The sequence below is a fragment of the Metabacillus herbersteinensis genome, assembly GCF_042433335.1.
Lineage (GTDB): Bacteria > Bacillota > Bacilli > Bacillales > Bacillaceae > Metabacillus > Metabacillus herbersteinensis.
Map to the genome: position 1 here is coordinate 22,694 of NZ_JBHLVO010000033.1, position 23,505 is coordinate 46,198.

The window sequence follows — 23,505 nt, forward strand, 5'->3', positions numbered from 1 at the left end:
CCTCCAAACCTTGTTTAAACATACGCAATCTAGCAGGAAATATGCTTTTCCATTTCACAAAACTTGAATGATTATCTCTGTCAGCTTGGGTACTGAGGACCTTTATAAATCAGAAAAAAAGCACCCTATAATTCGAAGGGTACCCGTTCATTCTTTTTCACTATCTTTTAAATCTGTTAAAAAGCTCCGGTTTCGTATTCCTGAGCGACGCAGGCTCATATCTACGTTTACTTCGACTTCAGCCTTTGAAAATAACTCATCCCAGTCCTTTTTTACTTTTTTATAGATAGGATAGTTCTGCCTCTCAAAAGTGGAACCAAAACCAAAAATGTCGACACCATATTCAGTTTGTACCTTTTGTATGGTTTGCTGTACACTATTTTCTATGTGCTTTTGAAGCTTTTTTTGATGACTTTCATATGTTTTTAGTTTTTCTAAATTGTCCGCACACTGTGAACCTTGTAGTCTAGCCTCACCTTTTATATTTATTGCGATTTTTAGCTGCTCATTTTTGTAAGAAATGTTTTTCGTTGTATGAGAATTAACAATTCGGATATCTAGATAAGCATCATTCCTGTTACATGGAACGGTTACAGTTGTTCTTTCGAGGTCTTGAGTCCACAAATAATCCCTTGCCTCTTCAACAGAAAGAAACCCAATTAATCGATCTTTTTTAAATACCGATATACCTTCCAAGACCACATTAGCAAGTGGTTCCATCGATTTAAGATTCTCAACTTTATTTCCTGCTTCGGGATCTCCTGCTACAGTTACAACTTGTGTAACTGGATCTCTGACTTCTGAGGTTATGGCATCAATAAAATCTGTTAGTTGAACATGAGGATCTCCTCCCCAATCTTTTAGAAAATTATCGATTTGAACATTGATTTTAATAGCGGGAATTTTTTGAACTGGATGAGAAGTTGTGATTACATCTGATGCTTTTACACCTTTGGCAACAAGAATATTAAAGTCATTTCGAAATTCTCCCGTTCTTTCTAAAAAATCTAAAAAGTCCATTGTGCCTTCTCTAGCGACTTCTTCATCAATAACGATTACCCTTGTATGTGAATAAACCAGTTTTCTCATCATCCCTTGATTCATTTTATTCGTTAATTCTGAAATTGAATTGCCTTCTAAATCATACGCTATGATAGGTGTATTGCCTTCAGCGCTTTGTTTTGACAATTGTGTCGCATTAATGACTGCAACAGTAAGTTTGTACTTCTTTCCCTCCCCCTTTTCAATCGCAATTCCAGAAACAATTGATATCTCGTCTAGTTCATACTGATCCCAACATCCCGCTAAAAATATCAGCATCATACAAAAAAGTAATTTACATACCTTCATGTTTGATCACCTTCACTCGAAGGAGGACTTGGTTTGACAGATTTGACCATCTTGTCATTTCGAACTTGTTTTAAGTAAGACGGCTTTTTTTTGTTTGCCCATACTGGAAAACGGACAAAAACGTCGTCTTGATCACCTAAAGTTAAGGGCGCGACCGGGGTTAAGTAGGAGACGCCGAATGATCGTAAACTTGTTAAATGAACAACCATGACCACTAAAAGCAAAAGCACGGCATATAAACCCATAATTGAAGCACCAATAATTAAAACAAACCGCAAAAGTCTTGTTGAAATTGAGAAGTTGTAAATTGGGGAAACAAAGCTTGAAATGGCCGTAAATGCCACAATAATTACGAGTACATTTGAGACAAGCCCTGCTTCAACTGCTGCTTGTCCAATTACGAGAGCACCAACGATCGATACCGTTTGACCGACTGCTCTCGGCATTCTTATTCCCGCTTCCCGCAAAACTTCAAACGTTAATTCCATCGCCAAAATCTCTACAACAGCAGGAAAAGGAACACCTTCACGTTGAGATTGAATGCTAATAAGTAGCGTTGTTGGAAATAATTCAACATGATAGGTGGTCAGTGCCACATATAGTGATGGAAGTACAAGAGAAATCATGAAAGAGGAGTAACGGACCAATCTGATAAAAGATGACATAAAATAGGGTTGATAATAATCTTCAGTGGCTTGAAAAAAATCCGTAAACACACAAGGCACTAAAAGAGCAAACGGGCTACCATCTACTAATATTGCGACTTTTCCCTCCATTAAATTAGCCGCGATGCTATCAGGTCTTTCAGTATTAAAGATAAGTGGGAAAGGAGTATAGGCGGAATCTGATATCATTTCTTCAACATTCCCAGAATCTAAAATTGCATAAATATCAATTTTTTCAATTCTTTCTTCTACCTCTTTAACAATTCCAGGATTTGTTAATCCGTCAATGTATCCAATAACCACTGCCGTCCTAGATTCTGAGCCGACTATATATTGCCGAAACGTTAACCTAGGATTTTTCACTCTTCTTCGAATTAAGCTCAAGTTAATATCTAAAGATTCCACAAACGCATCTTTTGGTCCGCGAATGATTGTTTGGGTGCTTGGCTCTGAAATGGAACGATGTTCTAAGCCGCCAACCTCGATGACAAGTGCATGAGCGAATCCCTCTAAAAACAAAACAACCGCACCATTTAAAGCGTGCCAAACACACTCGTGAAAGGTTTGTACTAAATCAGTTCTGTGATCTGAAAAAAAAGAATCTCGTATCGCCTTTAGGTTGTCAAGTGACTCAATCTTTTCATGTTCATGATGCAATTGTGATAAAGATGGTTTAAGCTGTTGTAACACCCGTTCTGAATTCGTCATAGAAGAGAAATAAATAATAAATCCTTTTCTTTCACTAAAAAGTATCTCACTCATACTAAAATCGATTGATTCACCAAAAATGTCTTCAATTACTTTTCTGTTCTTATCAACTTCACTGAAAATAGCCTTTTCATCTGTTACATCTTCAACAAATTCTTTGACAACATCCGACTGATCTTCACTTTTTTTAGAAAAGAGCTGCTTGATAATGAAGGTCATTCGTTCTTCACCTTCCGTTTCTTTCTAAACTTGAATAATGTAAAAACGAATAAAAGAACAGGTAAGTAAAATTGCATTGGCATATGAATATAATACGGTACAAATCTGATCCCTTCTTCAATATGCTCTGCAAAATTCCCACTCACCATTACAGAAAATAGCGCGATTAATAATCCAACAGGTAAAGCAAACGAACGGTACGGCTTTTGAAAAATATGTTCTAAGCCTTTTAAGCCCCCATAAAAAAAAATGCCAACCTTGACAATAATCCCAAACATCACCACAAACACAACAAGGAGGTCAACTCGTTCAATAAAATTCAAAAGTGAAATCTCACGCGCAGCTGACAGTAAAGGAAAATTCGAACGAGCTCTCATCTGAACACCTAGCGTTGCAGTTTGAATAAAAGTTGAATAAGAAAGTATAACAGCACTTACAATCACGGCAAAGGGTACGACTCGTCTTGCTAATTTGTGATTCTTCACAGCGGGGATTATCATTGTAAACGCAATCATTTCTCCGAAAGGAAAGGTTAAGATAGTTGGGAAAATACTTTTAGCAATAGGACCTACTCCCTCTGCTAAAAAAGGCTGCAAATTCGTAAATTTCATTTCTCCACTCATTAAAATCCCTAATCCTAGAATTAATGTAAAAGATATCACATATGGAAAAAAGATTTCGGAGGTACGACTTAATACTTCTATCCCAAAGTATAGGGTATAGATAATAACAAGAATCATTGTAATTGAGATTACCTCTAATGGTGTATGCACGAAAATTGATGAAACCATAAGCTCGCTAAAATCTCTCAACACTCGTGAAGAAATATAAAAAAAGTAGAGTACATAAAGTAAAATAATCGGCTTTGAAAACCACTTTCCAAAACAACTCTCAATAATTCCGAATAACGTTTTGTTACTAGACTTTTTCAGCATCACTAAATAGAGCAATACTACAAATAGTCCAATCATACCGCCAATTAACACAGCTAACCATGCATCTTGCTTGGCCTCACTTCCTACTCCAACAACAACCGAACTTCCAATTTCAAAAATGATGATTAATATAAACAACTGCCACAAAGAAATATTCTCTATTTGTGAGGACTTCACATGAATTCACCTCGAGCGATCTTTGTTAACCTTTTTTGTTTTCCGATGATTAATGTCTGTTAAAATAGCTGAAATGAGTCCAATAATAGTCGATATATAGACCATCCATTTACGCGTTCCAAAATCTAGTTGAAATAAATGATAAATGCTATCAAAGATTGATTCTCTATATAAAAACATATCAAAAACCGCTAATAGAATAGACATCAAACAAAACACAACTATGTATGCGATCGTTATCATTTTTAGCCACCTACATTCTTATACAGCCATTATTTGCTAGAAATAAGCTATTTATGTACGTTTCATGAACTAAAAAAGAGAGGAAGACGAATTCAATGCGAATTCACTCCCTCTCTTTTCAATCTTTATTTCTCACTCTTCTAGAACACCACACCATTCTATTAAGAAAGAAACGATAATCTTAGCACTATCTATCATTTTATCGATCTCGATATACTCATTTGGGAAATGAGCGACCTCTGTTGTACCTGGGCCAAATACAACTGTTGGGATATTTCCTACCGTCGCCAGCAATCCCCCGTCCGTTCCCCAAGGGGATGCCTCAATCGTTGGATCTTCACTTTTTATCAGTTTGTATTCATTTGATAGAATTTGAATGATATCATGTTGAAGTGATAAGTCATTTGGTAGCCATCTTGCCCCAAACCATTCAATTTCAACAGGATGTTCGCCAAACCAGATATCTTTCTCTTTTAAAGTATCAAGATAGTTTGAGAATTCAACTTTTACAGTTTCAACCGTTTCATCTGGAGCAATTCCACATCTACCTTCTAACACAACCGTATCCGCAACTGATGACGGCCACGTACCACCACTAATCTTCCCTATATTTATTGGAATAGGAATGGGAATATTTTTGTACAAGGTATCGGTAATTCGTTGATTTCGATTTGTTTCGAGCTCTTTTATGTGCTCTATTACGCTGTAGCTTTTTTCAATTGCACTAACTCCTTCATACCTCGTGCCACCATGTGCGGATCTTCCCTTTACTTTTAACCTAAACCACATGGATCCTTGTTGTTTTGCAAAGATTTTTAGATTTGTAGGCTCTGGGATGATTGCGGCATCGGCTTTATACCCCCTCAAAATAGCAGCTAAAGTTCCCGCTCCACCACTCTCCTCTTCAATTACACTTTGAAAAATCACGTCACCTTTAAGTGGTATTTTACTTTCCTTTATCGCTTCTATCGCCAGTAATAAACTAACGTTTCCTCCCTTCATATCAGTTGATCCTCGTCCATAAACTCTTCCATTGTTCACTTTTGCTGAATAAGGATCGTCGTGCCATTGGCTCTGTTCACCTTCTGGAACAACATCAATATGACCATTTAATATAACAGAACGACCTTTACCGGTACCTTTTAAAATGGCAACTATATTTGGACTGTCTTGAAAATGAGGCCTTGTTGATACAAATTCTGGATGAGTCCGAAGTGAGATTCCCCCTGGTTCCCACAAATCGATTTCTAATTGAAGCTGACGACACTTTTCTAAAATAATTGCTTGAGCAGGCGCCTCTTCATGCTGAACACTTTTTTCTTGAACTAATTTTTGTAGTAGCTGTACCCCGTTTTGTTTATTTGACTCAATCCAATCCCATGCTTTTTGTTTTTGTTCCTTCATCCCCTCACCCTTCCGATCGTTAGGAAATTCTCTCTATTTTTTTTGATAACCTTAACGGTGCACCCGTGGATTTGATTACTTCCTCAATTGAATATGGCTCCATTACGTCTGTTAAAAGCAATCCCCATTTTGTGACTGAAATGACCGCTCTTTCTGTAATGATCATTGAAACACATTGTTTAGAGGTCAGTGGAAGAGAGCACTGTGTGACAATTTTCGGTTCTCCATTTTTGTTAACATGATTCATAAGCACAATTACCTTTTTAGCCTTTTGTGCAAGCTCCATTGCACCACCCATTCCTGGAACCCGTTTTCCTGGAACGATCCAATTTGCTAAATCACCTTTTTCACTTACCTGAAGCGCACCTAAGATTGTTAAATCAATGTATCCATTTCGAATCATGCCAAAAGCTATCGAACTGTCAAAGTATGAAGCACCTTTTACACTTGTAACTGGATAACCTCCTGCATTACAAAGATTTTCGTCTTCCTGACCTGCTTCAGGTGAAGGCCCAATCCCAAGAATCCCATTTTCTGCTTGAATCATGACCGCATCCCGCTCAATAAAATTAGCCACTAGGGAAGGAATTCCAATTCCTAAATTAACAATCATGCCACTTTGTATTTCTTTTGCTGCTCGTCTAGCTATTTTCGATCGAATATCTACTCCCAAACCCATTTCCAGTCCACCCCATCTCCTTCAACGATCGCTTGCACAAAAATTCCTGGAGTAATAATCGATTCTCCATTTAGTTCCCCTAACGGGACAATTTCTTCTACTTCGGCAATTGTGTAAGTAGCTGCCATCGCCATTAACGGGTTCATATTTCGTGCACTTTTGCGATAAATAAGGTTCCCAAAGGGATCACTTTGCATCCCGTAAATAATTGCTACATCTGCTTTTAACGGTGTTTCGAGTAAGTATGTTAGCCCGTTTACGTCAATTCTAGTTTTTCCTTTTTCAACCACATCACTTTCGAGGCCAACATCTACTAATATCCCGCCCAGCCCAACACCTCCTGCTCGAATTCGCTCAGCCAATGTTCCTTGTGGAGAAAATTCAACTTCTACTTTTCCTGAAGCCATTTGTTCCCCTGCAAGCGGGTTTGAGCCAATGTGTGAAGCAATGATCTTCTTTACACGTCCTTCAGTGATAAGTTTGCCTACACCAATGTCAGGAAACCCTGTATCATTGCAAATGATGGTTAAGTCTTTCACTCCTTTTTCAAGAATTGCTGATATTAATGTTGGTGGGTTACCAACACCTCCAAATCCGCCAATCATTAATTTCGTACCGTCCTCTATTTTTCCTACTACTTCATTTACTGTTTTAATTTTGTTGTATACATTACTTACCATTTTCGTTCCTCCTGTTTATGCAGGATTATTTTTAGGTACTTGTAGTGAATCTTCTACTTCTTTAATCGTTTTATAGAGAAGATATATAAGTTCATTCATTTCTGTTTCTGTGATCGTCAAAGGTGGGGCAACTAAGATTGCATCCCCTGAGACTCCCTCGATACCAGCGGTGGAAGGGTAGATTAATAATCCATTTATCTGAGCTTGCTTAATGACTAAATTTGTCACCTTACAATCTTTCTTAAATGGGAGCTTCGTGTTGGTGTTTGAAACAAATTCGATCCCAATTAACAAACCTTTTCCTCTCACATCTCCAACAATTGTGAACTTCTTTTTAAATTGTTGAAGCTCATTTAATAGAAAAATCCCTTTCGAATGAGATGCTTCAACGAGGGAGTGCTTTTCAATATAGGTTAAGACTGCTAGGGCGACTGCTGCAGATTGTGGGTTTGCACTATACGTATGTCCACTCATGATTAACTTTGAACCGGTTAAGATTGGTTCAATGATTGAGTCGCTTACCAGTGTCGCAGCAATGGGGGTGTATCCTGCACTTAAACCTTTCCCTAATGCGATGATATCTGGTTGAACACTCCAATGCTCCATCGCAAACATTTTTCCTGTTCTCCCTATACCCGTCATGACTTCATCTGCAATCAGCAAAATTTGGTTACGGTCACATATGTCTCTAATTTTTTCATAATACCCAGCTGGAGGAACGATCGCTCCACCTGCAGCTCCAACTAGAGGCTCGACAACAAAGGCTGCGATGTGATCAGAGCCAATTCTGTTAATAGCTGTTTCAAGTTCAGTTGCACATTTTAATTGACATCCTGGATAGGTTCGATCGAATGGACAGCGGTAACAGTAAGGAGGAGATATAACGGGATTTGCATCTAATAATGGGACAAAGCGTGCCCTTCGCTCAGTATGACCCGATAAAGAAAGTGATCCGATTGTAATGCCATGATAACTCATCCATCTTGATAGAATTTTACTTTTTTGATGTTTTCCTTTTTCTTGCCAGTATTGAATGGCAATTTTCATAGCAGTTTCGGTTGCTTCTGAGCCACTGTTAACGAAAAAAGACCAATTCAAATCCCCTGGTGCAAGTTGTGCTAGTTTCTCGGCTAATCGTTCGGCTGGTTCATTTGTAAACTGTGACCGATAAACAAAGGAAACCTTTTTTGCTTGATCATGCATCGCATTAATTACTTCCTTTACACCATGCCCAATCGAACAGGTCACTGCACCAGAAGAACCATCTAAATATTTTTTTCCATCTGTATCGTATAAATAAACCCCTGAACCGTGACTAATTTGTTTATACTCTTCATCCAAAATCGGTTTTATTAAATGAGACCTCATCATACATTCCACCTCATTTTCAACCTTATTAAGCTGTAAGATCACTTTACTTATTGTATGAGTTAACTGAGGTTCATATATCTAACTAATGGTTCATCTATGATTTTAGAGTTTGGTTTTCTTCAATATTGTGAGGGAAAAAGTAAAAAAGACCTTGTGAAAGCACAAGATCTCGATTGAAATGAAAAAACTTAACTATATTGAACTTCATGTTCAAACTCAATTTCAAACCCCATATCCTCGAGCATTTTATGATCCTCGGTGCTTTCTTGCCCACGAGTTGTTAAATAACCACCGATGAAAATGGAGTTGGCTGCATATAAACCTAATGGTTGAAGACTGCCTAAATTCACTTCTCTGCCACCAGAGATTCTGATTTCCTTCGTAGGATTAATAAAGCGAAACAGAGCTAACACCTTTAAGCAATATCTGGGGTTTAAATCATTCGTCCCTTCAAGTGGTGTTCCATCAATCGCATGTAAAAAATTCACAGGAATTGAATCAGCGTCAAGCTCTTTTAAACTGAATGCCATGTTTACCACATCTTGAAGAGTTTCTCTCATTCCGATAATGACACCAGAACATGGTGAAATCCCACTACTTTTAACCGTTTCAACAGTTGTTACTCTGTCATCATATGTATGCGATGTTGTAATTGATGAATGATGTTCTCTTGAAGTATTTAAATTATGATTATAACGGTCCACTCCAGCTTCCTTGAGCTTTTTTGCTTGATCAGGTTTTAAAATCCCTAAACAGGCACAAATTTTCAATCCATATTGATTCTTTATATCTTTAACAGCGGAGACAACATGGTCGACCTCTTTTTCTGATGGTCCTCTTCCACTTGCAACAATACAATATGTGCCCACTTGCATTTGATATGCCCGCTTTGCTCCCATTACAATCGTTTCTTTATCTAGCATTCTATATTTTTCGATGGGTGCTTTGGAAACGACCGATTGTGAGCAGTAGCCACAATTTTCAGGACATAGTCCTGACTTAGTATTCATAATCATATTTAATTTTACTTTTTTCCCGTAATAATGCTTTCGAATACGAAATGCACCATTGAGTAGGACTAATAAATCATCATCATGACTGTCTAAAATTCTTAACGCTTCCTGATTACTTAAAACTTTTCCTGCGATTACTTCTTCAGCTAAGGCACTCCAGTTCACTTTTAGTTCCCCCTATCCTTGTTACCTTAATGGTAATGAATAGGTGGCATTTAGTCAACTAGTTTCAAAGTAAAGTTTACATACATATTTTAGTCCAATCATGGAAAAATAAAAAATAGAGCTAATTCAATTCGAATTAACTCTGCTGTATCTAAATAATAAGACAGTATTACTTTTTTACACTCCGACAGTTTCTCTTTTTACTGTATGTGAAAGCTTTTGGGCAATATCCCTTGCTACCCATACACCACAAGCTCCAGCTTGTGCTAAACCTCTGGTAATTCCTGCTCCATCTCCACCTACATACAAGCCACCAATTTCAGATTCAAAGTGTTTGTTAATTACAGGACGAGCTGAATAGAATTTTGCTTCTATTCCGTAGAAAAGTGTATGTTCAGAAGCCAATCCAGGAGTTACTTTGTTTAATGCTTCCATCATTTCAATTAAACTTTTCATTGTGTTGTACGGAAGTACTAATCCAAGATCACCAGGAACCGCTTCCTTTAGAGTTGGTTCTAAAAAGCCTTCTTTAATTCTCTTTTCTGTGGAACGACGACCTTTGAGAATGTCACCATATTTTTGAACAATTAAGCCACCATTTGATAAGCTATTCGCTAAGCCTGATACTTCATGAGCATATTCATTCGGCTGATCAAATGGTTCAGAGAATGTGTGTGAAACAAGAAGAGCAAAGTTGGTGTTGTTGCTTCCTAGTTTAGGATCTTTGTATGCATGGCCGTTTGCAAGCATCGTTCCAGAATGATTTTCAACCACTACATGTCCTGAAGGATTGCTGCAAAACGTTCTAACTTTAGTTCCAACTGATGTATTGAAGATGAATTTGCCTTCGTAAAGATGTTCATTTATTTCATCCATGACGATATTAGACGTTTCAACTCTTACCCCAATATCGACTTGATTGTTGATCATGGATAATCGTCTTTTTTTCAATAGTTTCGAAAGCCACTTAGATCCATCACGGCCTGGAGCAACAATGATTTTATCTGCTAGAAGAGTATCACCATTGCTAAGTAAAATACCCTTTACAATGTGCTTTCCATCTTCTTTTTCTGTAATAATATCCTCTACCTCTGTTTTAAATAACATTTCAATTTTGACTTTCAACGTTTCGAAAATACTTTTTAAAATCTCTAAATTTTGCTCAGTTCCTAAATGGCGTACTTGTGCACGCAGTAGCTTCAGGCCCGCAGCAAAGCCTCTTCGTTCAATATCTTTAACTTGTTCTGTAAGAGGATCAGTAATTGTATCAGTCGCTCCGTGCGAAAGATTGATAGAATCTACATATTTAATCAGGTCGATAACTTGACTGTCCGATAAATAATCAGTCATCCACCCTCCAAATTCACTTGTTATATTAAACTTCCCATCAGAATAAGCTCCCGCTCCTCCAAATCCATTTGTAATTGAACAAGCCGGTAAGCATCCTGCAAATTCTTTTCTTCCCACAGCAGGTGGACATTTTTCAATCTTTTTTTCTAAAATCGGGCAATTTCTTCGGTAAATATCATGACCTTTATCAATTAAAAGCACGTTCGCTTCTGGCATCTTTTCCATTAATTCATAGCATGCAAAAATACCGGCGGGACCGGCACCAACTACAATGACATCATATGTGCGACTCACGATATCTCCCCCATTTATATAAATATAGTATCAATCAGTTTGAATTAAATTTATTTTTCCATTGGTAAATATACCAACATACAGCATGACCGTCAAGTAAAATACGAACTATATATTATTTATGTACTTAATCGTTCGTTTTTTATATAGATAATTCTAAAAAAAACAGGACCCCATTAGGAGTCCTGTGACTTTACATTAGCAAACGTATGCTGCACCAACAATAATTAACAAGATAAACAATACAACAATCAAAACGAAGCTGTTTCCAGTTCCGTAGTTACCACCCGGGTATCCGCAATCATAATAGCAATGCATCTCAGGTTCACTCCTCTAGTTCAAAAATTAGGTTTCCCTTTACTCTATGGTATTCAGAAGTGAATTGTCTGTGCATTCGCCCATTTTCTAGGTGATAATCTCATTATTTAAAAAACAAGGAGCTGTTTCTCTTAGAAATTTACTCTTTTTCAAATAAAGGCAAATATCTTTCATAACCCTCTTGTTGAAGATTTTCTTTTGCAACAAATCTAAGCGCAGCAGAGTTGATACAATATCTAAGACCATTAGCACCTGGACCATCATTAAACACATGCCCAAGGTGTGCATTAGCTGTTTTACTGCGTACCTCAATTCGAATCATGCCATGTGTAGAGTCTTTCTTTTCAATTACTTCAAATTCTTGAATTGGCTTGGTAAAACTTGGCCAACCACAGCCAGCATCATATTTATCTGTTGAACTAAATAAAGGCTTACCAGATATAACATCTACATAAATTCCATCTTTTTCATGATCCCAGAATTCATTGTGAAAAGGGGGTTCTGTCCCATTATTTTGAGTAACTTCATATGAAATAGGTGATAATTTATTTTTTAGTTCCTCTTTATTTACCACGTCCCAATGATCATGGATGAATTTATCTCTACCTGATCCTGTACGGTATGATTGATAGCGAGTAGGGCTTTTCTTGTAAAAGTCTTGATGATAATCTTCTGCAGCATAAAAAGGTTTTGCAGGTGAAATTTTTGTAACAATTGGCTTTTTATATATATTGCTTTGTTGTAAGCTTATCTTTGATTGCTCTGCTAGCTGCTTTTGTTTTTCGTTATGATAAAAAATAGCCGTTTGATAAGATTCTCCACGATCATGAAATTGTCCGCCTGCATCTGTTGGATCAATTTGAGTCCAATATAGATCGAGAAGTTGTTGATACGAAAATAGACTTGGTTCGAAGGTAATTTGAACAGCTTCTAAATGACCTGTTACATTCGAACATACCTCTTCATATGTAGGGTTTTCTTTTTCACCGCCGGTATATCCCGAGACAACACTTACAATTCCAGGCATTTCATCAAATGGTTGGACCATACACCAAAAACAGCCACCCGCAAATGTAGCAAGTTCAACGTTCTTTTCTACCATCTTATCAGAACCTCCTAAATAGATCTTGCACTTATTATATCATTCTAAGAAATGAAGAAAAGCAATCCGCTCACTACTACTTTTCACTTTAACCTTGACACATCCTTATACTTTCCTTAGTCTAAAAAAGGTATGAATTACTTAGGAAAATAGTTTCGTCCTTTGGAGGAAAACAGCTTGAAAAATCGCCAAGAAAAAATGTATGAAATGGAATCTCTGTTGCGAATTGTTTTTCGTCAACTTCGCCAAGAGCTTAACGAGGTTTTTGATAAAGAATTATCACGAAACGAGTTTATTATATTAAAGGTGTTGCGTGAACAAGGTTCAAAAAAGGCTTCTGATTTATCTCGAATTCTCGATGTATCTGCCAGCCATATTACAGTTGTGACGGATTCCCTTATCGAAAAAACATGGATCCGACGTGTTCGTTCTACACAAGATCGTAGAATTGTTGACATTCACTTAACTGATTTAGGTGAAAAAGTTCTTTTTACAATTGAAAAAAGAAAAACAGAATACTTAGCCGAAAGATTTAATTGTTATACAGATGAAGAACTTACAATGTTTATTGAACTATTTAAAAAATTGGATCTGTCTTAAGAAAGTAGCCATCGGCTGCTTTTTTATTTACTATTTTAATACTGTTCGGAGACCTATATTATACATATTCCCAAGCGTGCGGTGAGAAGATAAGGGATACAGTAAAGGAGGCCTTTTAAATGTCTGCACCTTATTTATGTCCAAATTGTAAATCAAACCGAACGAGATTTAATATCATTGAACAACATGTAAAACCAGTAAAATTAAATCCACAAACGGGTGATATTGTTGAGGAGTTCGATCAATCCAATTTAGAACCCTTTCATTTAGCCTATAAAGGACCTACATACAAAGTACAATGCGGGGCTTGTGGGTTGGTAGAAGAAGAAATTAGTTTTATAAAACGAGCTGAGTTTAGTAACTAAACAAAAAATGGCTGATTTAAAGGAAAAGTCCTCTAAAACCAGCCATTTTTAAATATGATAAGAACCATTTGATCACTCTGTTCAACTACTTTATACCCGAACAGAATTTTTAAGAAAAAACAGGAGATGTTCAGCTAACAAATCAGGTTGTTCAATCATAGACATGTGCCCACACTTTTCAATAGTTACTTCTGTAATATAAACAGATTTTACTGAGAAGGATTTTTCTGGAGAAATTAATTGATCCTCACTGCCTGCTACGATTAAAACTGGGATTGTTAAATTTGTTAACACATCATTGCGATCTAGGCGGTTTTTCATCGCCTCAAGTCCACCAATCGCACCAAATTCAGCCGTTTTATAACCAATCTTTTTCACGAACTGTAGCTGATCGTTGGATGCAGTACTAGAAGACTTTGCAAAAAGTTTAGGAACTAAATCATCAATAAAAGGGATAATTCCCTCACTTTCAATCTTGTTTATTCCTTTGAGTCGATTCGCTTTCCCTTCCTCACTATCTGCAAATGCAGTAGAATGAATAAGTGCTAACCGATTCAGTTTCTCTGGATATTTTTCAGCAAATGCAAGCGCAACATACCCACCTAGTGAGTGACCAATGATGGAGACTCGTTCAATCTCAAGCGCGGCAATTACATTCTCGATATCATCTGCCATATCAGAAACATTATAACCATTTTTAGTAGTGCTTGAACCACCATGACCTCTTAAATCAATTGTGAGAACTCGGTATTCCTTTGTGAGCGCTGGAACGATATATTTCCAATATTCGTGACTACCACAGAATCCATGTATTAGGACTAAACAATCCCCAACGCCTTGATCCAAATAAGAAATCGTATCTTCTCCGACATTTTGAGCGAAACGTTCCATTGTACACCCTCCAAGTTCATTTTAAACACAATTTTTATGCTTAGACATGATTTAAGTCAAGGTTAGGTTTTCAATATGTATTTAATTTATTTTAGCACGCTTCTTTAAAAACACATACTTCAGAATCGTCTTACTCACTAGTTTGAGTTGTATTAAAAAATGACTTTTCTTGCTTTTCTTGATTGACTTCACGCTCTTCCTTTTTGTCCTTACCCATCTTCCCATCCGATTCATAGCTTAGTTTTTCTTTATTACGATCCATTATTTCCCTCCTCGCTTCTTATACCTATTTTTATCCAGTAATCGCTTCTTTATTCGATGAACCTTTTTGTGACATACACCCATCACTCCTCATATGTTAGTTACGAATAGAGATGATAGGAGAGCTAAGGAATGAATCCTAAAGAAAAGTATGCTCACAAGGCATTAATGTACGATATGCTTAGCAACTACTATAAATACGTTGACCCAGCAAAACACATTCTGTATTATCAAAAACATCTTAAAGCTTTGCAACAACTTATGTCTGCAGGGCAACATGATCATCGTGATCACCATTCACAACAATTGAATCTGGGCATGTCTAAAGTTCGTATCCTCCACGCTTCACCGGATGCACCTTCAGTAGATATCTACTTGAATGGTAAAGTTACATTAAAAAATGTAACATTTAAACAACTAAGTGACTATTTTCAACTACCAGCAGGAAATTATCGTATCGACATATTCCCTACTGGAAATCAGTCACGTCCCGTACTATCGGAAATGCTTTTGTTAATGCCAGCGAGTACGTATACAATTGCTGCAAGCGGTAGAGCTTCCAATTTAAAATTATTACCCTTTATAGATCAGCCGTTTATTTCAGCAGGTGAAACGAAAGTTAGAGTTGTCCACTTATCACCAGATGCACCCGCTGTTGATATTGCAATAAAAGATGGAGATGTCCTATTTAAAAATGTGTCATTCTTGGATGCTACAACCTTTTTAACGGTTTCCCCTAGAAAAGTTGACTTAGAAGTACGGGTTGCAGGGACGAATTCAGTTGTATTAACGGTCCGAAAAGTTCAATTTAAAGCTGATCGAGCTTTTACAGTGTTTGCAGTTGGTTTTGCAAATGGTACACCTTCATTGGATCTAATCATTACATCTTAAGTATTTCTACTCAGGTGCTACTTCCGGACCCATTTATAAAAAGACTAGATGCTATTTTCCTGAAATTTTGAAAAATTTACGTAAAGAAAATTAAGTAAAGTGTAAAGAATGTGTAATTCTTTAAAAACATGTAAAAATTCTGTAAATTACAACTACTTGTCTTCTCTTTCGATTATGATTGTATTGAGCCAAGAGGTTCAAGCAAAACACAATCTAATCGTTACATGGGAGGAAAAAATTTATGAAAAAGAATTTACTACTAAAAATTGGCGCATCACTATTGGCGGTATTTTTAATGGCTGCATGTAACAACACTGAAGATCCAGAACAAGAAGAAACAAACACTGAAGAAACTGAAACTGAAGAAGAAACAACTGAAGAAGAAACACCTAAAGAAGAGACAACTGAAGAAGAGACAACTGAAGAAGAGGGTTCTTAATAATAAAAAACGAGAAGGGAAGTCCCTTCTCGTTTTTTTATTTAAGTAGCTGAACAAGGCTCCCTGAGCTTTGTTTAAGTATTTTTTTGTCTTTCTTCTTTTAAATGCCAAGAATACACCGAACTACTTAAAAAGAGTGCACAGTAGCCTATATTTAAATAAACCTCATCCATATTCTCTTCTTCAAACTTTTGAAAAGCTACTCCACCAAAGTAAAGAGCTAATAAAATAGCTAGCAAACTTACAGTCACAAATATATTTTTCATATCTTCACCCCTACATCTTTCTTACTTTAACAGCTCTTTTTTCTCTGAAATTATTCTAGCCTGTTCATTTTCGAACGCGATCTCATAATGAATTCTATACGTGCTTTGAATCTTTTTCTCATTCTCTCTCTCTTGAGCTGTAATGACTGTTTCAACATCCACATGGCCATTCTGAGAATTTATTTTCAATTCTTCTATTTTTAATGACAATGTATTTAAATATTGATTACGAAATTCTTCATAGCTGACTTTTGATTGCCAATCACTACCTAGCATTGAGTATGCTGTTACATAATCACGATAAGTTAGACTTTCATTAAAATAGCTAACGAGATAATCAGCCGTTTCTAGTACCTTATTTTCGTCTATTTCATCTGCTCCGTCAAGCTTTGATATGTCTGGTAAGTTTTTCATTGGTGTTTCTGACCAACTATTAACTAAGGGCAAAACAGTGTTAATCGGAATGCTAAAACCAATCGATCCTTGTTCCAGCCTTGCTGAATTTATTCCTATTACATGTCCTGTTTGACGATCGATTAATGGTCCTCCACTGTTACCAGGAGCAATTGGTGCTGAAATTTGATAGACATTTTCATATTTATAGGGTGCAATATCTAATTCTCTATCCGTACCACTAATAATTCCAGTTGTCACAGTGTTTTGTAAACCTAACGGACTCCCTAGTGCGAGAATTTCGTCTCCTATTTCTAATTTTCTATTAACAGAAATCTCAAGTGGAGGTTGGTCTTTAAGTCCCTCAACTCTGACGACAGCTATGTCTGTTTCCATACTAAGTCCTATTACTTTACCTTCATACCCTTTTGCATCTGTTGTACGAATTTTCACGTCAGTTGCTCCAGAAACGACATGTGCATTTGTAATAATATCACCGTTATTGTTATAGAGAAATCCAGATCCCACAGTGCCATCATCTAGTTCAACCATCACCACTTTTTTCTGTGTTTCTCTAATAATCTCTTTTAAGTTTACTTCTGTTTTTAAAGTTGGAACATCTGTGTCCCTTTTAAGAATTGGAGATTCTGCATAAACCTGATTCGCTACTCTATCTTTCAAGTAAAAATAGCCGATACTACCACTTGTCCAAATTAATAATGAAATAGAGATACTAATAATCCACTTTTTGTTCATGTGTTATCCTTTCTTTTCCTTTAGATACCAAGAAATGTGCTTTACTTCAATCTTTGCATCTTCTTTTGCTGAATAGGTAACATGCTCGAATTTTGCAGAATCTCCTGGTTGAAGCTCATTTGGGAAAACATTTGTTTCACCCTTTTCCACTTCTTTACCTGAAGCATCTTTCACTACAAATTGAATGGAAATAGAGTGAACCTCTTTGGTTCCACTGTTCAACACTTCTCCTTTAATATAGGCATCACCGTACTTATCGACGTTTAGTTCCACACCTCTTACTTTTACAGCTTCCGTTCTGTTTCGTTCCTCTTCTTTTTTTGCAGCGACAATTGCACTTTCTATTCTCTTTTGCTCCGCTTGTTCGAATGAAGACTTTTCTTCGGTAATTTTATCTTTTATTGATAATAATTTTTCGTTATTTACGACATATTGTAATGCTTCATCAATTGTATAGATTGCCCGATTGAAGTGTTTGTCCGCTAGTTCTTGTTCTGCCTCTTTTGAACTAATCAACACCATCTTCGTATGAATTTGTGTTTCAACTTCAGCCGCTTCTTCTAATTCGAGAGCGTACAATGTCGATAACTTTTCTTCTAATTGGTCAATGGTTTCAAGCTCGGCGAGTTCTTGTTTTATCTCACCAACCTTTACAGTTGTTTCAGCTTCGTGAATTTTATGAGAGAGCTGAACATATAATGGTGATTTCTGATGTACCACTTGGCTTTTCAGTAGATTGATAGACTTTGTTGCTATTTCAAAATTCTCATTCATTATGTGTTGTTCGATTTGAGAAAGATCCTGATCGAATTCTTCAAGAGATAAAATCATCTCTTTTTCTTTTAGTAAGACCTCGTACTCGCTTCGATTAGCTAGACCTTTTTCAATGAAAAGTAACGCTTTTGAATAATCTCCTGTTAACGCTGCCTGTTCAGCTCTTTCTTGATATTCTAGAACCTCGGCATTTACGCTTTTTTCGTTTACATGTACCATATATAAAAGAGCAGGAACAACTAATAGACTCGTTAATGGCAAAGCAATTGACAGATAACGACTACTTTTTCCTTCACTATTCACTTCATCTGGTTTGATCATTTTTTTTCCGCAATTAGGACAATAATTTGATTGAATATCAATCCTGCTTGCACCACAATTTTCGCAAAACATGTGAAACCTCCTCATTCCATTTTTCAGGAGTCTCGACTAGTATTCTATAAGTATACATGTTTCGTCAAAAACCTACTAGATTTTCAATATAGGGTAAATGTACTAATTCACTAATTAACGTAGGATTAAAAAGTAGAAAGCATCTAACAATTGTATTGTTAGATGCTTTCTACTTTTGTAATGGAACGTACATTTTAAAGGAAATGTCATCTTTTAATAAGTCAAAAGTTTGAACACTAGCTTTGAAGTCGTTTTTTAGAGATAATTCATCTAACTGAATATCAACAAGTTCCTGAGTAGAATCAATCTTTACTGCTTGAGGAAATTCATAGTTTTTGTGCATATATTTTAACACATAAGATATGGGTAACTGGATAAGCCCTATTGATAGTTCTTCCACATGAAGAAGGAGGTTTCCGTCTTTTTTCACTTCAGGTTGAAACGTCATTCTCATTTCAATATCCTTATTAAAGGCTTGAATTGTCCCGTATAAATAAACTTTATCCTCTAATTGAACTCGGTAATTTAATTGATCATTTTTTGCTTCTTTTTGGAGATAAGAATTTATTAGTTGATTTAAAGAGGATTTACTTCCCTTTACAATGAGCGGAACAGTATTAGGATATTCCACTGCTTCTGCCTCACCATTTTTTTGTATTTGTTCATCGCTAGAGGCAAATACCATAAAAAACAGGAGCAGAAAAACAATTAAATTTACTGAAATTAACAGCAAAAAAGCGATTTTCCATTTTTTCATTTTATTTCACCCTATTCACTACTCAGGTAGTTGATTTCTTCATTCTTTATAGCATTGAAAACACGATCAGCCATTAAGGAATACCCTAATTTGTTTGGATGAAACTCATCTTTATATAATAGTTTATCAACGCTTTCTCTTGAAAAGAAATCATCAACTGGAACATAATTTGAATTAGGATCAGCTTGAATTAAGCGTTGTGAAGAGTTATTCCACTCTTCAATAATTATGTCTATTTCAGTTAATTCAGGGAGCATAAGTTTAAAAGGATTATAAAGTCCTACATAAACAATTTGAGCTTCTGTGTTATGTTTGCGTATTGTAGAAAGAATGTCGGAAAATCGGTCTTCATAGTTCTTTTTTTCATTTCTAAATGGTTCAAAGTCTAGAGAAAGTATGTTTCCTCTCACAACTTCCATTATATCATTAGCACCAATCGTCATCACAATAATATCTGCTTCTTTTACTCGTGAAATCACTTCTTCATTTGATAACTTTTTCAATAAATCATCTGTTTTGTGACCTCTTATACCAAAGTTTGAAAGTGTTACTTCTTTAAGTCCCGTTTCTCTTTCTAACATTTTTTTTACCATCCCAATATAGCCACCTTGCTTCGACTCATCGCCCACACCAGCTGTTAAAGAATCACCAATGGCAACTATTTTTAGGTCACGTGAAGTGAACGACTCTGGCGGGTTTAGCTTTTCTATTAAATTGTTTTTTTTATCCGAAATACTAGAAGAATAAAGTGAACTGGATGCACATCCACTCAATAAAATAAAAACACTGAACACTATTAATAAAATACGTATCATTCAATCACCTACATTATCTTTTTAGACATAAAATTGGTAGAATCGCTTATTCTAGTTTAGCCGTATTGTTTTAAGAATAGATTATACCACTATATTGCTGAACTATCATTTCTATTAGCAATTGATAAGGTGATAAATTAAAAAAAGACTCCAGAAGGAATCTTTGTTTATTTTGTCGTTAAAACGCGTTTTACTTACTAGGTTTTTGTAGAGTCTTCATATCTTCAATGATTTGATCGTATGGAGTATTTTCAACACCACTATAATCTTTAACAACCGTGCCATTTTGATCGACTAGATAAAATAGGGTTTGGTGAATGACTTGGTCTTCACTTTTTGGCTTTTGAACAATTTGCTTAAAGCTGTCTAGGGCGTATTTTTCAATTTCATCTTGTGTATAACCCGTCAAGAAGTTCCAATTATCAAATGTTAAATCGTAATTCTCTGCAAATTGCTTCAACTTAATGGGCGTATCTATTTCAGGATCAACACTAAAAGAAATAAACTCCGCTTCAATGCCCTCGTCACTTACTTTTTGTTGTAACTCTGTCATGTGAGCAGTCATTGGCGGACAGACTGTTTCACAGCTCGTAAAAATAAAGTCCGCCACCCATATTTTACCCTTTAAGTCCTCTAAACGAACAATTTCTTGGTCTTGATTTGTAAATTCGAATTCTTTTACCTCATAATTAAGCGAATCTTTTAGCCCATTACTTGAACATGCAGTTAACGCAAACAAAATAAGTAGAATCCATACAATAAAACAGAGACGTAGCGTCCTGTTCATCCAAACTTCACCTCTTTTTTCAACTCAAGGAAAGTTTATCAGATTCCACCTTGTTTTGGAAGAAAGGCTACTTGAACGTAAAGATACTGTCACAACTTTGGTATTTTATAACATTTTCTTAGGAATTGGATGCTCACTTGTAAATGTTTTAACAATTGTAATACTCATAGATAATAGCCACGACGTCATCTATAACGAAATCAGCAAAAAATAAAATGTTTTTAGCGATTACCCAAACCCCCTTGGAACAAAAAGTAGTTATTTATATATATGTTTTAATTTTCCATATATATCAGTTTATGTTCTGTTCATTAAATTGCAGATATTATCGTTCCGTTTTTATGATAAAGTTATTATGAAATACTTTGAGTTAGGAGGACATTTCATGAGTAAACTAAAATTTTCTATCACGAGTGTAGTAATCACCAGTCTTATTCTAACAGGATGTAATCAAGCAGCCGAATCTAAGCATGATGATCACACACAACATGATCAACCTTCATTTAAAAGTGGAGATATACAGGAACAAACAGATTCAAGCACTGTGCTTCCTACCTTCTTAAATGATCAACCTAAAGAAATTCAAAATGTCTATGCAGCAGCCGGGGAAAATGGAGAAATATTAAAGCATATTCCCTGTTATTGTGGTTGTGGACGATCGGTAGGTCATAAACATAATGACAATTGCTTTATTAGTGAGCGAAAATCAGATGGTTCAATTGTCTGGGATGATCATGGAACAAAATGTAAAGTTTGCTTAGAAATTGCAGCAATTGCAGTAGTTGAGCATCAAAAAGGCAAATCCGTGAAAGAAATACGCACCCTGATTGATGAAAAATACAAAGAAGGCTTTGCAGAAGCAACTCCTACTCCTATGCCTTAAAATCAGAACAATAGCGCAAGTGTCCGTTTAGCGACGTATGGAGAAAGGAAACACGAAGAGCGTAAGCGATTCGATGCTGACTTATTGCATAAGAGGAGCAGAAAGTCCGTTAGTCGCTGGGCGCTGGATTCAGAAACGCACTCTAATTCTCAAATTTAATTAATTCTGCTGATAGTACAAGAAAGGGGTGACAATAGGTCACCCCTTTTCTTGTGATTTAGATTCGATAACATTATTCTCTTTTGGTTCAAAGCACCTACAGTTTATATACTTTACTCTGCAAAGTACATGAACCCGATTGCTCCAGGCCCAGTATGTGTAGAGATAACAGGAGTTGTAAACGAAATATCGACGTGACAGTTTGGACTTATTTGAAGTACAGCTTTTTTCATTTTTGATGCTAGTTCAAGTGCGTCTGCATGTGCAATCCCTACAGCTTTTACCGTTTTCCCTTTAACATCCTCCGCAAATTGATTGGATAAATAGTTTACAATTTGCGAATGACTTCTTACTTTCGCAACTGGAGTATAAACTCCATCCTGAAGACTAGCGATTGGTTTAATATTCAGAAGCGATCCAATTAGAGCCTTTCCTCTACCAATTCTGCCTCCTTTAACTAAGTTTTCTAATGTATCAACTGTAATAAATAGTGATGATTTAGTTCTTATTTCTTCGACTCTTGCTAAAATTTCTTTCTTTGAAGCACCTTGTTGTGCCATTTTCGCAGCTTCGATTACTTGAAAGCTTAATGCTTTAGATATATATCTTGAATCAATAACTGTAACATCTGCATCGGTCATTTGAGCAGCACTTTCAGCGGAACTAACTGTTCCACTCATGCCAGCAGTCATATGTATAGAAATAATCACACTCCCGTCTTCAGCCAGTTGATCATATACATGAACAAATTGCCCCACAGGAGGCTGTGAGCTTTTTGGAAGCTCCTTCGCATCCTTCATCTTTTTCATAAACTCATCAGCAGCAATGTCTACTCCATCTATATAGGTATTACCATCTATCGTAATGGATAAAGGAACAATCGTAATCTCGTATTCTTCAATTACTTCATGACTAATATCAATTGTAGAGTCAGTGACTATTTTTACTTTTCTCATTTCTACACTTCCCTAATAAACTTATTACCCATATTATACCTTGTTATAAGTAGGTTTCAATGAAAAAGCAACGCTAACTATTTTATCAAATAAAAAAAAGACCCTTAGTGGGTCCCAAGATCGTTTATGCGTTATTACGTAACATATTAGGTTGAAAAATTGCTTCATAATCAGACCATTTAATTGCCCTTTTAAGGTAATCTCTAAAAGAATAAGTACTCTTTGGGTTTGTTTGGGCATAAATGGTGGTTAAAAATGTTTGTAAACGGATTTGAATCATGAAACGGTATTTGTTATCTTCCTCCAATACTGGAATATCAATGATTTTTACCTTCTGTCCACCCACCAGCTTGAACTCTAGGCTTTTAAATAACAAGATATCAATCCTCTTTTTTACCCGTTTCCTATATTATACCCAAAAGTTCCTGCGAAGTCTGTCTAATTGT

The 23,505-nt window shown here is 36.1% G+C and carries 27 protein-coding genes; 5 read left to right on the forward strand and 22 right to left on the reverse strand.

The features are described 5' to 3' along the window. Window positions 1–147 precede the first annotated feature (147 nt). The 12 genes from ACFFIX_RS23640 to msrA all read right to left on the reverse strand — a co-directional run bounded on the left by ACFFIX_RS23640 (window position 148) and on the right by msrA (window position 12,673). The gene (locus ACFFIX_RS23640; protein ID WP_378938451.1) at window positions 148–1,350 is read right to left on the reverse strand and encodes a Ger(x)C family spore germination protein; all 1,203 of its coding nucleotides are present in this window, start codon (window positions 1,348–1,350) and stop codon (window positions 148–150) included. Then, entirely contained in the window at window positions 1,347–2,942 is a 1,596-nt protein-coding gene (locus ACFFIX_RS23645) for a spore germination protein (RefSeq protein WP_378938453.1), read from the reverse strand. The genes ACFFIX_RS23640 and ACFFIX_RS23645 overlap by 4 nt, the downstream gene beginning before the upstream one ends. After that, a complete protein-coding gene (locus ACFFIX_RS23650; protein WP_378938455.1) occupies window positions 2,939–4,054 on the reverse strand; it encodes a GerAB/ArcD/ProY family transporter in 1,116 nt (371 codons plus the stop codon). Before ACFFIX_RS23650 ends, ACFFIX_RS23645 begins: the two co-directional genes overlap by 4 nt. Window positions 4,055–4,060: 6 nt before the next feature. Beyond that, entirely contained in the window at window positions 4,061–4,297 is a 237-nt protein-coding gene (locus tag ACFFIX_RS23655; protein ID WP_378938457.1) for a hypothetical protein, read from the reverse strand. Between the two features lie 132 nt (window positions 4,298–4,429). Then, window positions 4,430–5,701 carry a peptidase gene (locus ACFFIX_RS23660; protein WP_378938459.1) on the reverse strand — a complete coding sequence of 424 codons (1,272 nt, stop codon included), beginning with the start codon at window positions 5,699–5,701 and terminating at the stop codon, window positions 4,430–4,432. Window positions 5,702–5,720: 19 nt separating this feature from the next. Beyond that, window positions 5,721–6,380 carry a 3-oxoacid CoA-transferase subunit B gene (locus ACFFIX_RS23665; RefSeq protein WP_378938461.1) on the reverse strand — a complete coding sequence of 220 codons (660 nt, stop codon included), beginning with the start codon at window positions 6,378–6,380 and terminating at the stop codon, window positions 5,721–5,723. Beyond that, window positions 6,365–7,060 carry a CoA transferase subunit A gene (locus ACFFIX_RS23670; RefSeq protein WP_378938463.1) on the reverse strand — a complete coding sequence of 232 codons (696 nt, stop codon included), beginning with the start codon at window positions 7,058–7,060 and terminating at the stop codon, window positions 6,365–6,367. The genes ACFFIX_RS23665 and ACFFIX_RS23670 overlap by 16 nt, the downstream gene beginning before the upstream one ends. A gap of 15 nt (window positions 7,061–7,075) precedes the next feature. Beyond that, the gene (locus ACFFIX_RS23675; protein WP_378938465.1) at window positions 7,076–8,431 is read right to left on the reverse strand and encodes an aspartate aminotransferase family protein; all 1,356 of its coding nucleotides are present in this window, start codon (window positions 8,429–8,431) and stop codon (window positions 7,076–7,078) included. Between the two features lie 188 nt (window positions 8,432–8,619). Then, window positions 8,620–9,609 carry a biotin synthase BioB gene (gene bioB, locus ACFFIX_RS23680; protein WP_378938467.1) on the reverse strand — a complete coding sequence of 330 codons (990 nt, stop codon included), beginning with the start codon at window positions 9,607–9,609 and terminating at the stop codon, window positions 8,620–8,622. A 177-nt stretch (window positions 9,610–9,786) separates the two neighbouring features. Continuing rightward, window positions 9,787–11,253 carry an NAD(P)/FAD-dependent oxidoreductase gene (locus tag ACFFIX_RS23685; protein ID WP_378938469.1) on the reverse strand — a complete coding sequence of 489 codons (1,467 nt, stop codon included), beginning with the start codon at window positions 11,251–11,253 and terminating at the stop codon, window positions 9,787–9,789. 198 nt (window positions 11,254–11,451) lie between these two features. After that, window positions 11,452–11,571 (reverse strand): YjcZ family sporulation protein, encoded by a 120-nt coding sequence (locus ACFFIX_RS23690; protein WP_378938471.1) that lies wholly within the window; start codon window positions 11,569–11,571, stop codon window positions 11,452–11,454. A 139-nt stretch (window positions 11,572–11,710) separates the two neighbouring features. Beyond that, window positions 11,711–12,673 carry a peptide-methionine (S)-S-oxide reductase MsrA gene (msrA, locus tag ACFFIX_RS23695; RefSeq protein WP_378938473.1) on the reverse strand — a complete coding sequence of 321 codons (963 nt, stop codon included), beginning with the start codon at window positions 12,671–12,673 and terminating at the stop codon, window positions 11,711–11,713. Between the two features lie 177 nt (window positions 12,674–12,850). On the opposite strand from msrA, the gene ACFFIX_RS23700 reads away from it, so the two are divergent. Both ACFFIX_RS23700 and ACFFIX_RS23705 read left to right on the forward strand, forming a co-directional pair. Further along, window positions 12,851–13,273 carry a MarR family winged helix-turn-helix transcriptional regulator gene (locus ACFFIX_RS23700; RefSeq protein ID WP_378938475.1) on the forward strand — a complete coding sequence of 141 codons (423 nt, stop codon included), beginning with the start codon at window positions 12,851–12,853 and terminating at the stop codon, window positions 13,271–13,273. Window positions 13,274–13,392: 119 nt separating this feature from the next. Next, a complete protein-coding gene (locus ACFFIX_RS23705) occupies window positions 13,393–13,638 on the forward strand; it encodes a DNA alkylation repair protein (protein ID WP_378938477.1) in 246 nt (81 codons plus the stop codon). A 90-nt stretch (window positions 13,639–13,728) separates the two neighbouring features. Here ACFFIX_RS23705 and ACFFIX_RS23710 read toward each other — a convergent pair whose 3' ends face one another. Then, window positions 13,729–14,529: an alpha/beta fold hydrolase gene (locus ACFFIX_RS23710; protein WP_378938479.1), complete on the reverse strand. Its 801-nt coding sequence runs from the start codon at window positions 14,527–14,529 to the stop codon at window positions 13,729–13,731. Between the two features lie 130 nt (window positions 14,530–14,659). Next, entirely contained in the window at window positions 14,660–14,791 is a 132-nt protein-coding gene (locus ACFFIX_RS23715; protein WP_378938481.1) for a hypothetical protein, read from the reverse strand. A 131-nt stretch (window positions 14,792–14,922) separates the two neighbouring features. Between ACFFIX_RS23715 and ACFFIX_RS23720 the strand changes: the two genes are divergently transcribed. Together ACFFIX_RS23720 and ACFFIX_RS23725 are read left to right on the forward strand one after the other, a co-directional pair. Then, complete coding sequence (locus ACFFIX_RS23720; RefSeq protein ID WP_378938483.1) at window positions 14,923–15,681, forward strand: DUF4397 domain-containing protein; 759 nt, start codon at window positions 14,923–14,925, stop codon at window positions 15,679–15,681. Between the two features lie 241 nt (window positions 15,682–15,922). Then, on the forward strand, window positions 15,923–16,120 hold the full coding sequence (locus ACFFIX_RS23725; RefSeq protein ID WP_378938485.1) for a hypothetical protein: 198 nt from the start codon (window positions 15,923–15,925) through the stop codon (window positions 16,118–16,120). 74 nt (window positions 16,121–16,194) lie between these two features. Here the strand turns inward: ACFFIX_RS23725 and ypmT are convergent, their stop codons facing one another. The 6 genes from ypmT to ACFFIX_RS23755 all read right to left on the reverse strand — a co-directional run bounded on the left by ypmT (window position 16,195) and on the right by ACFFIX_RS23755 (window position 21,061). Continuing rightward, the gene (gene ypmT, locus ACFFIX_RS23730; protein WP_378938487.1) at window positions 16,195–16,386 is read right to left on the reverse strand and encodes a protein YpmT; all 192 of its coding nucleotides are present in this window, start codon (window positions 16,384–16,386) and stop codon (window positions 16,195–16,197) included. A 21-nt stretch (window positions 16,387–16,407) separates the two neighbouring features. After that, window positions 16,408–17,535: a S1C family serine protease gene (locus tag ACFFIX_RS23735; RefSeq protein ID WP_378938489.1), complete on the reverse strand. Its 1,128-nt coding sequence runs from the start codon at window positions 17,533–17,535 to the stop codon at window positions 16,408–16,410. 3 nt (window positions 17,536–17,538) lie between these two features. Continuing rightward, a complete protein-coding gene (locus ACFFIX_RS23740; RefSeq protein WP_378938491.1) occupies window positions 17,539–18,702 on the reverse strand; it encodes an FxLYD domain-containing protein in 1,164 nt (387 codons plus the stop codon). Between the two features lie 169 nt (window positions 18,703–18,871). After that, on the reverse strand, window positions 18,872–19,459 hold the full coding sequence (locus ACFFIX_RS23745) for a YpmS family protein (protein WP_378938493.1): 588 nt from the start codon (window positions 19,457–19,459) through the stop codon (window positions 18,872–18,874). 11 nt (window positions 19,460–19,470) lie between these two features. Beyond that, window positions 19,471–20,274, reverse strand: coding sequence for an SGNH/GDSL hydrolase family protein (locus ACFFIX_RS23750; RefSeq protein WP_378938494.1), 804 nt, complete (start codon window positions 20,272–20,274; stop codon window positions 19,471–19,473). A 190-nt stretch (window positions 20,275–20,464) separates the two neighbouring features. Then, complete coding sequence (locus tag ACFFIX_RS23755) at window positions 20,465–21,061, reverse strand: SCO family protein (protein ID WP_378938496.1); 597 nt, start codon at window positions 21,059–21,061, stop codon at window positions 20,465–20,467. Between the two features lie 385 nt (window positions 21,062–21,446). Between ACFFIX_RS23755 and ACFFIX_RS23760 the strand changes: the two genes are divergently transcribed. After that, window positions 21,447–21,944, forward strand: a complete 498-nt coding sequence (locus ACFFIX_RS23760) for a PCYCGC motif-containing (lipo)protein (protein WP_378938498.1) — start codon at window positions 21,447–21,449, stop codon at window positions 21,942–21,944. A 272-nt stretch (window positions 21,945–22,216) separates the two neighbouring features. On the opposite strand, the gene ACFFIX_RS23765 is transcribed toward ACFFIX_RS23760, so the two are convergent. Then, complete coding sequence (locus ACFFIX_RS23765) at window positions 22,217–23,059, reverse strand: fatty acid kinase binding subunit FakB (protein ID WP_378938501.1); 843 nt, start codon at window positions 23,057–23,059, stop codon at window positions 22,217–22,219. A 124-nt stretch (window positions 23,060–23,183) separates the two neighbouring features. Continuing rightward, a complete protein-coding gene (locus tag ACFFIX_RS23770; RefSeq protein WP_378938503.1) occupies window positions 23,184–23,435 on the reverse strand; it encodes a DUF2535 family protein in 252 nt (83 codons plus the stop codon). Between the last annotated feature and the right edge of the window lie 70 nt (window positions 23,436–23,505).

Bases quoted from the DNA above. Each gene is read 5' to 3' on its own strand.
- ACFFIX_RS23640 (WP_378938451.1), bottom strand. From the start codon at position 1,350: ATGAAGGTATGTAAATTACTTTTTTGTATGATGCTGATATTTTTAGCG.
- ACFFIX_RS23645 (WP_378938453.1), bottom strand. From the start codon at position 2,942: ATGACCTTCATTATCAAGCAGCTCTTTTCTAAAAAAAGTGAAGATCAG.
- ACFFIX_RS23655 (WP_378938457.1), bottom strand. From the start codon at position 4,297: ATGATAACGATCGCATACATAGTTGTGTTTTGTTTGATGTCTATTCTA.
- ACFFIX_RS23660 (WP_378938459.1), bottom strand. From the start codon at position 5,701: ATGAAGGAACAAAAACAAAAAGCATGGGATTGGATTGAGTCAAATAAA.
- ACFFIX_RS23665 (WP_378938461.1), bottom strand. From the start codon at position 6,380: ATGGGTTTGGGAGTAGATATTCGATCGAAAATAGCTAGACGAGCAGCA.
- ACFFIX_RS23670 (WP_378938463.1), bottom strand. From the start codon at position 7,060: ATGGTAAGTAATGTATACAACAAAATTAAAACAGTAAATGAAGTAGTA.
- ACFFIX_RS23675 (WP_378938465.1), bottom strand. From the start codon at position 8,431: ATGATGAGGTCTCATTTAATAAAACCGATTTTGGATGAAGAGTATAAA.
- ACFFIX_RS23690 (WP_378938471.1), bottom strand. From the start codon at position 11,571: ATGCATTGCTATTATGATTGCGGATACCCGGGTGGTAACTACGGAACT.
- msrA (WP_378938473.1), bottom strand. From the start codon at position 12,673: ATGGTAGAAAAGAACGTTGAACTTGCTACATTTGCGGGTGGCTGTTTT.
- ACFFIX_RS23705 (WP_378938477.1), top strand. From the start codon at position 13,393: ATGTCTGCACCTTATTTATGTCCAAATTGTAAATCAAACCGAACGAGA.
- ACFFIX_RS23710 (WP_378938479.1), bottom strand. From the start codon at position 14,529: ATGGAACGTTTCGCTCAAAATGTCGGAGAAGATACGATTTCTTATTTG.
- ACFFIX_RS23715 (WP_378938481.1), bottom strand. From the start codon at position 14,791: ATGGATCGTAATAAAGAAAAACTAAGCTATGAATCGGATGGGAAGATG.
- ACFFIX_RS23720 (WP_378938483.1), top strand. From the start codon at position 14,923: ATGAATCCTAAAGAAAAGTATGCTCACAAGGCATTAATGTACGATATG.
- ACFFIX_RS23725 (WP_378938485.1), top strand. From the start codon at position 15,923: ATGAAAAAGAATTTACTACTAAAAATTGGCGCATCACTATTGGCGGTA.
- ypmT (WP_378938487.1), bottom strand. From the start codon at position 16,386: ATGAAAAATATATTTGTGACTGTAAGTTTGCTAGCTATTTTATTAGCT.
- ACFFIX_RS23735 (WP_378938489.1), bottom strand. From the start codon at position 17,535: ATGAACAAAAAGTGGATTATTAGTATCTCTATTTCATTATTAATTTGG.
- ACFFIX_RS23740 (WP_378938491.1), bottom strand. From the start codon at position 18,702: ATGTTTTGCGAAAATTGTGGTGCAAGCAGGATTGATATTCAATCAAAT.
- ACFFIX_RS23745 (WP_378938493.1), bottom strand. From the start codon at position 19,459: ATGAAAAAATGGAAAATCGCTTTTTTGCTGTTAATTTCAGTAAATTTA.
- ACFFIX_RS23750 (WP_378938494.1), bottom strand. From the start codon at position 20,274: ATGATACGTATTTTATTAATAGTGTTCAGTGTTTTTATTTTATTGAGT.
- ACFFIX_RS23755 (WP_378938496.1), bottom strand. From the start codon at position 21,061: ATGAACAGGACGCTACGTCTCTGTTTTATTGTATGGATTCTACTTATT.
- ACFFIX_RS23760 (WP_378938498.1), top strand. From the start codon at position 21,447: ATGAGTAAACTAAAATTTTCTATCACGAGTGTAGTAATCACCAGTCTT.
- ACFFIX_RS23765 (WP_378938501.1), bottom strand. From the start codon at position 23,059: ATGAGAAAAGTAAAAATAGTCACTGACTCTACAATTGATATTAGTCAT.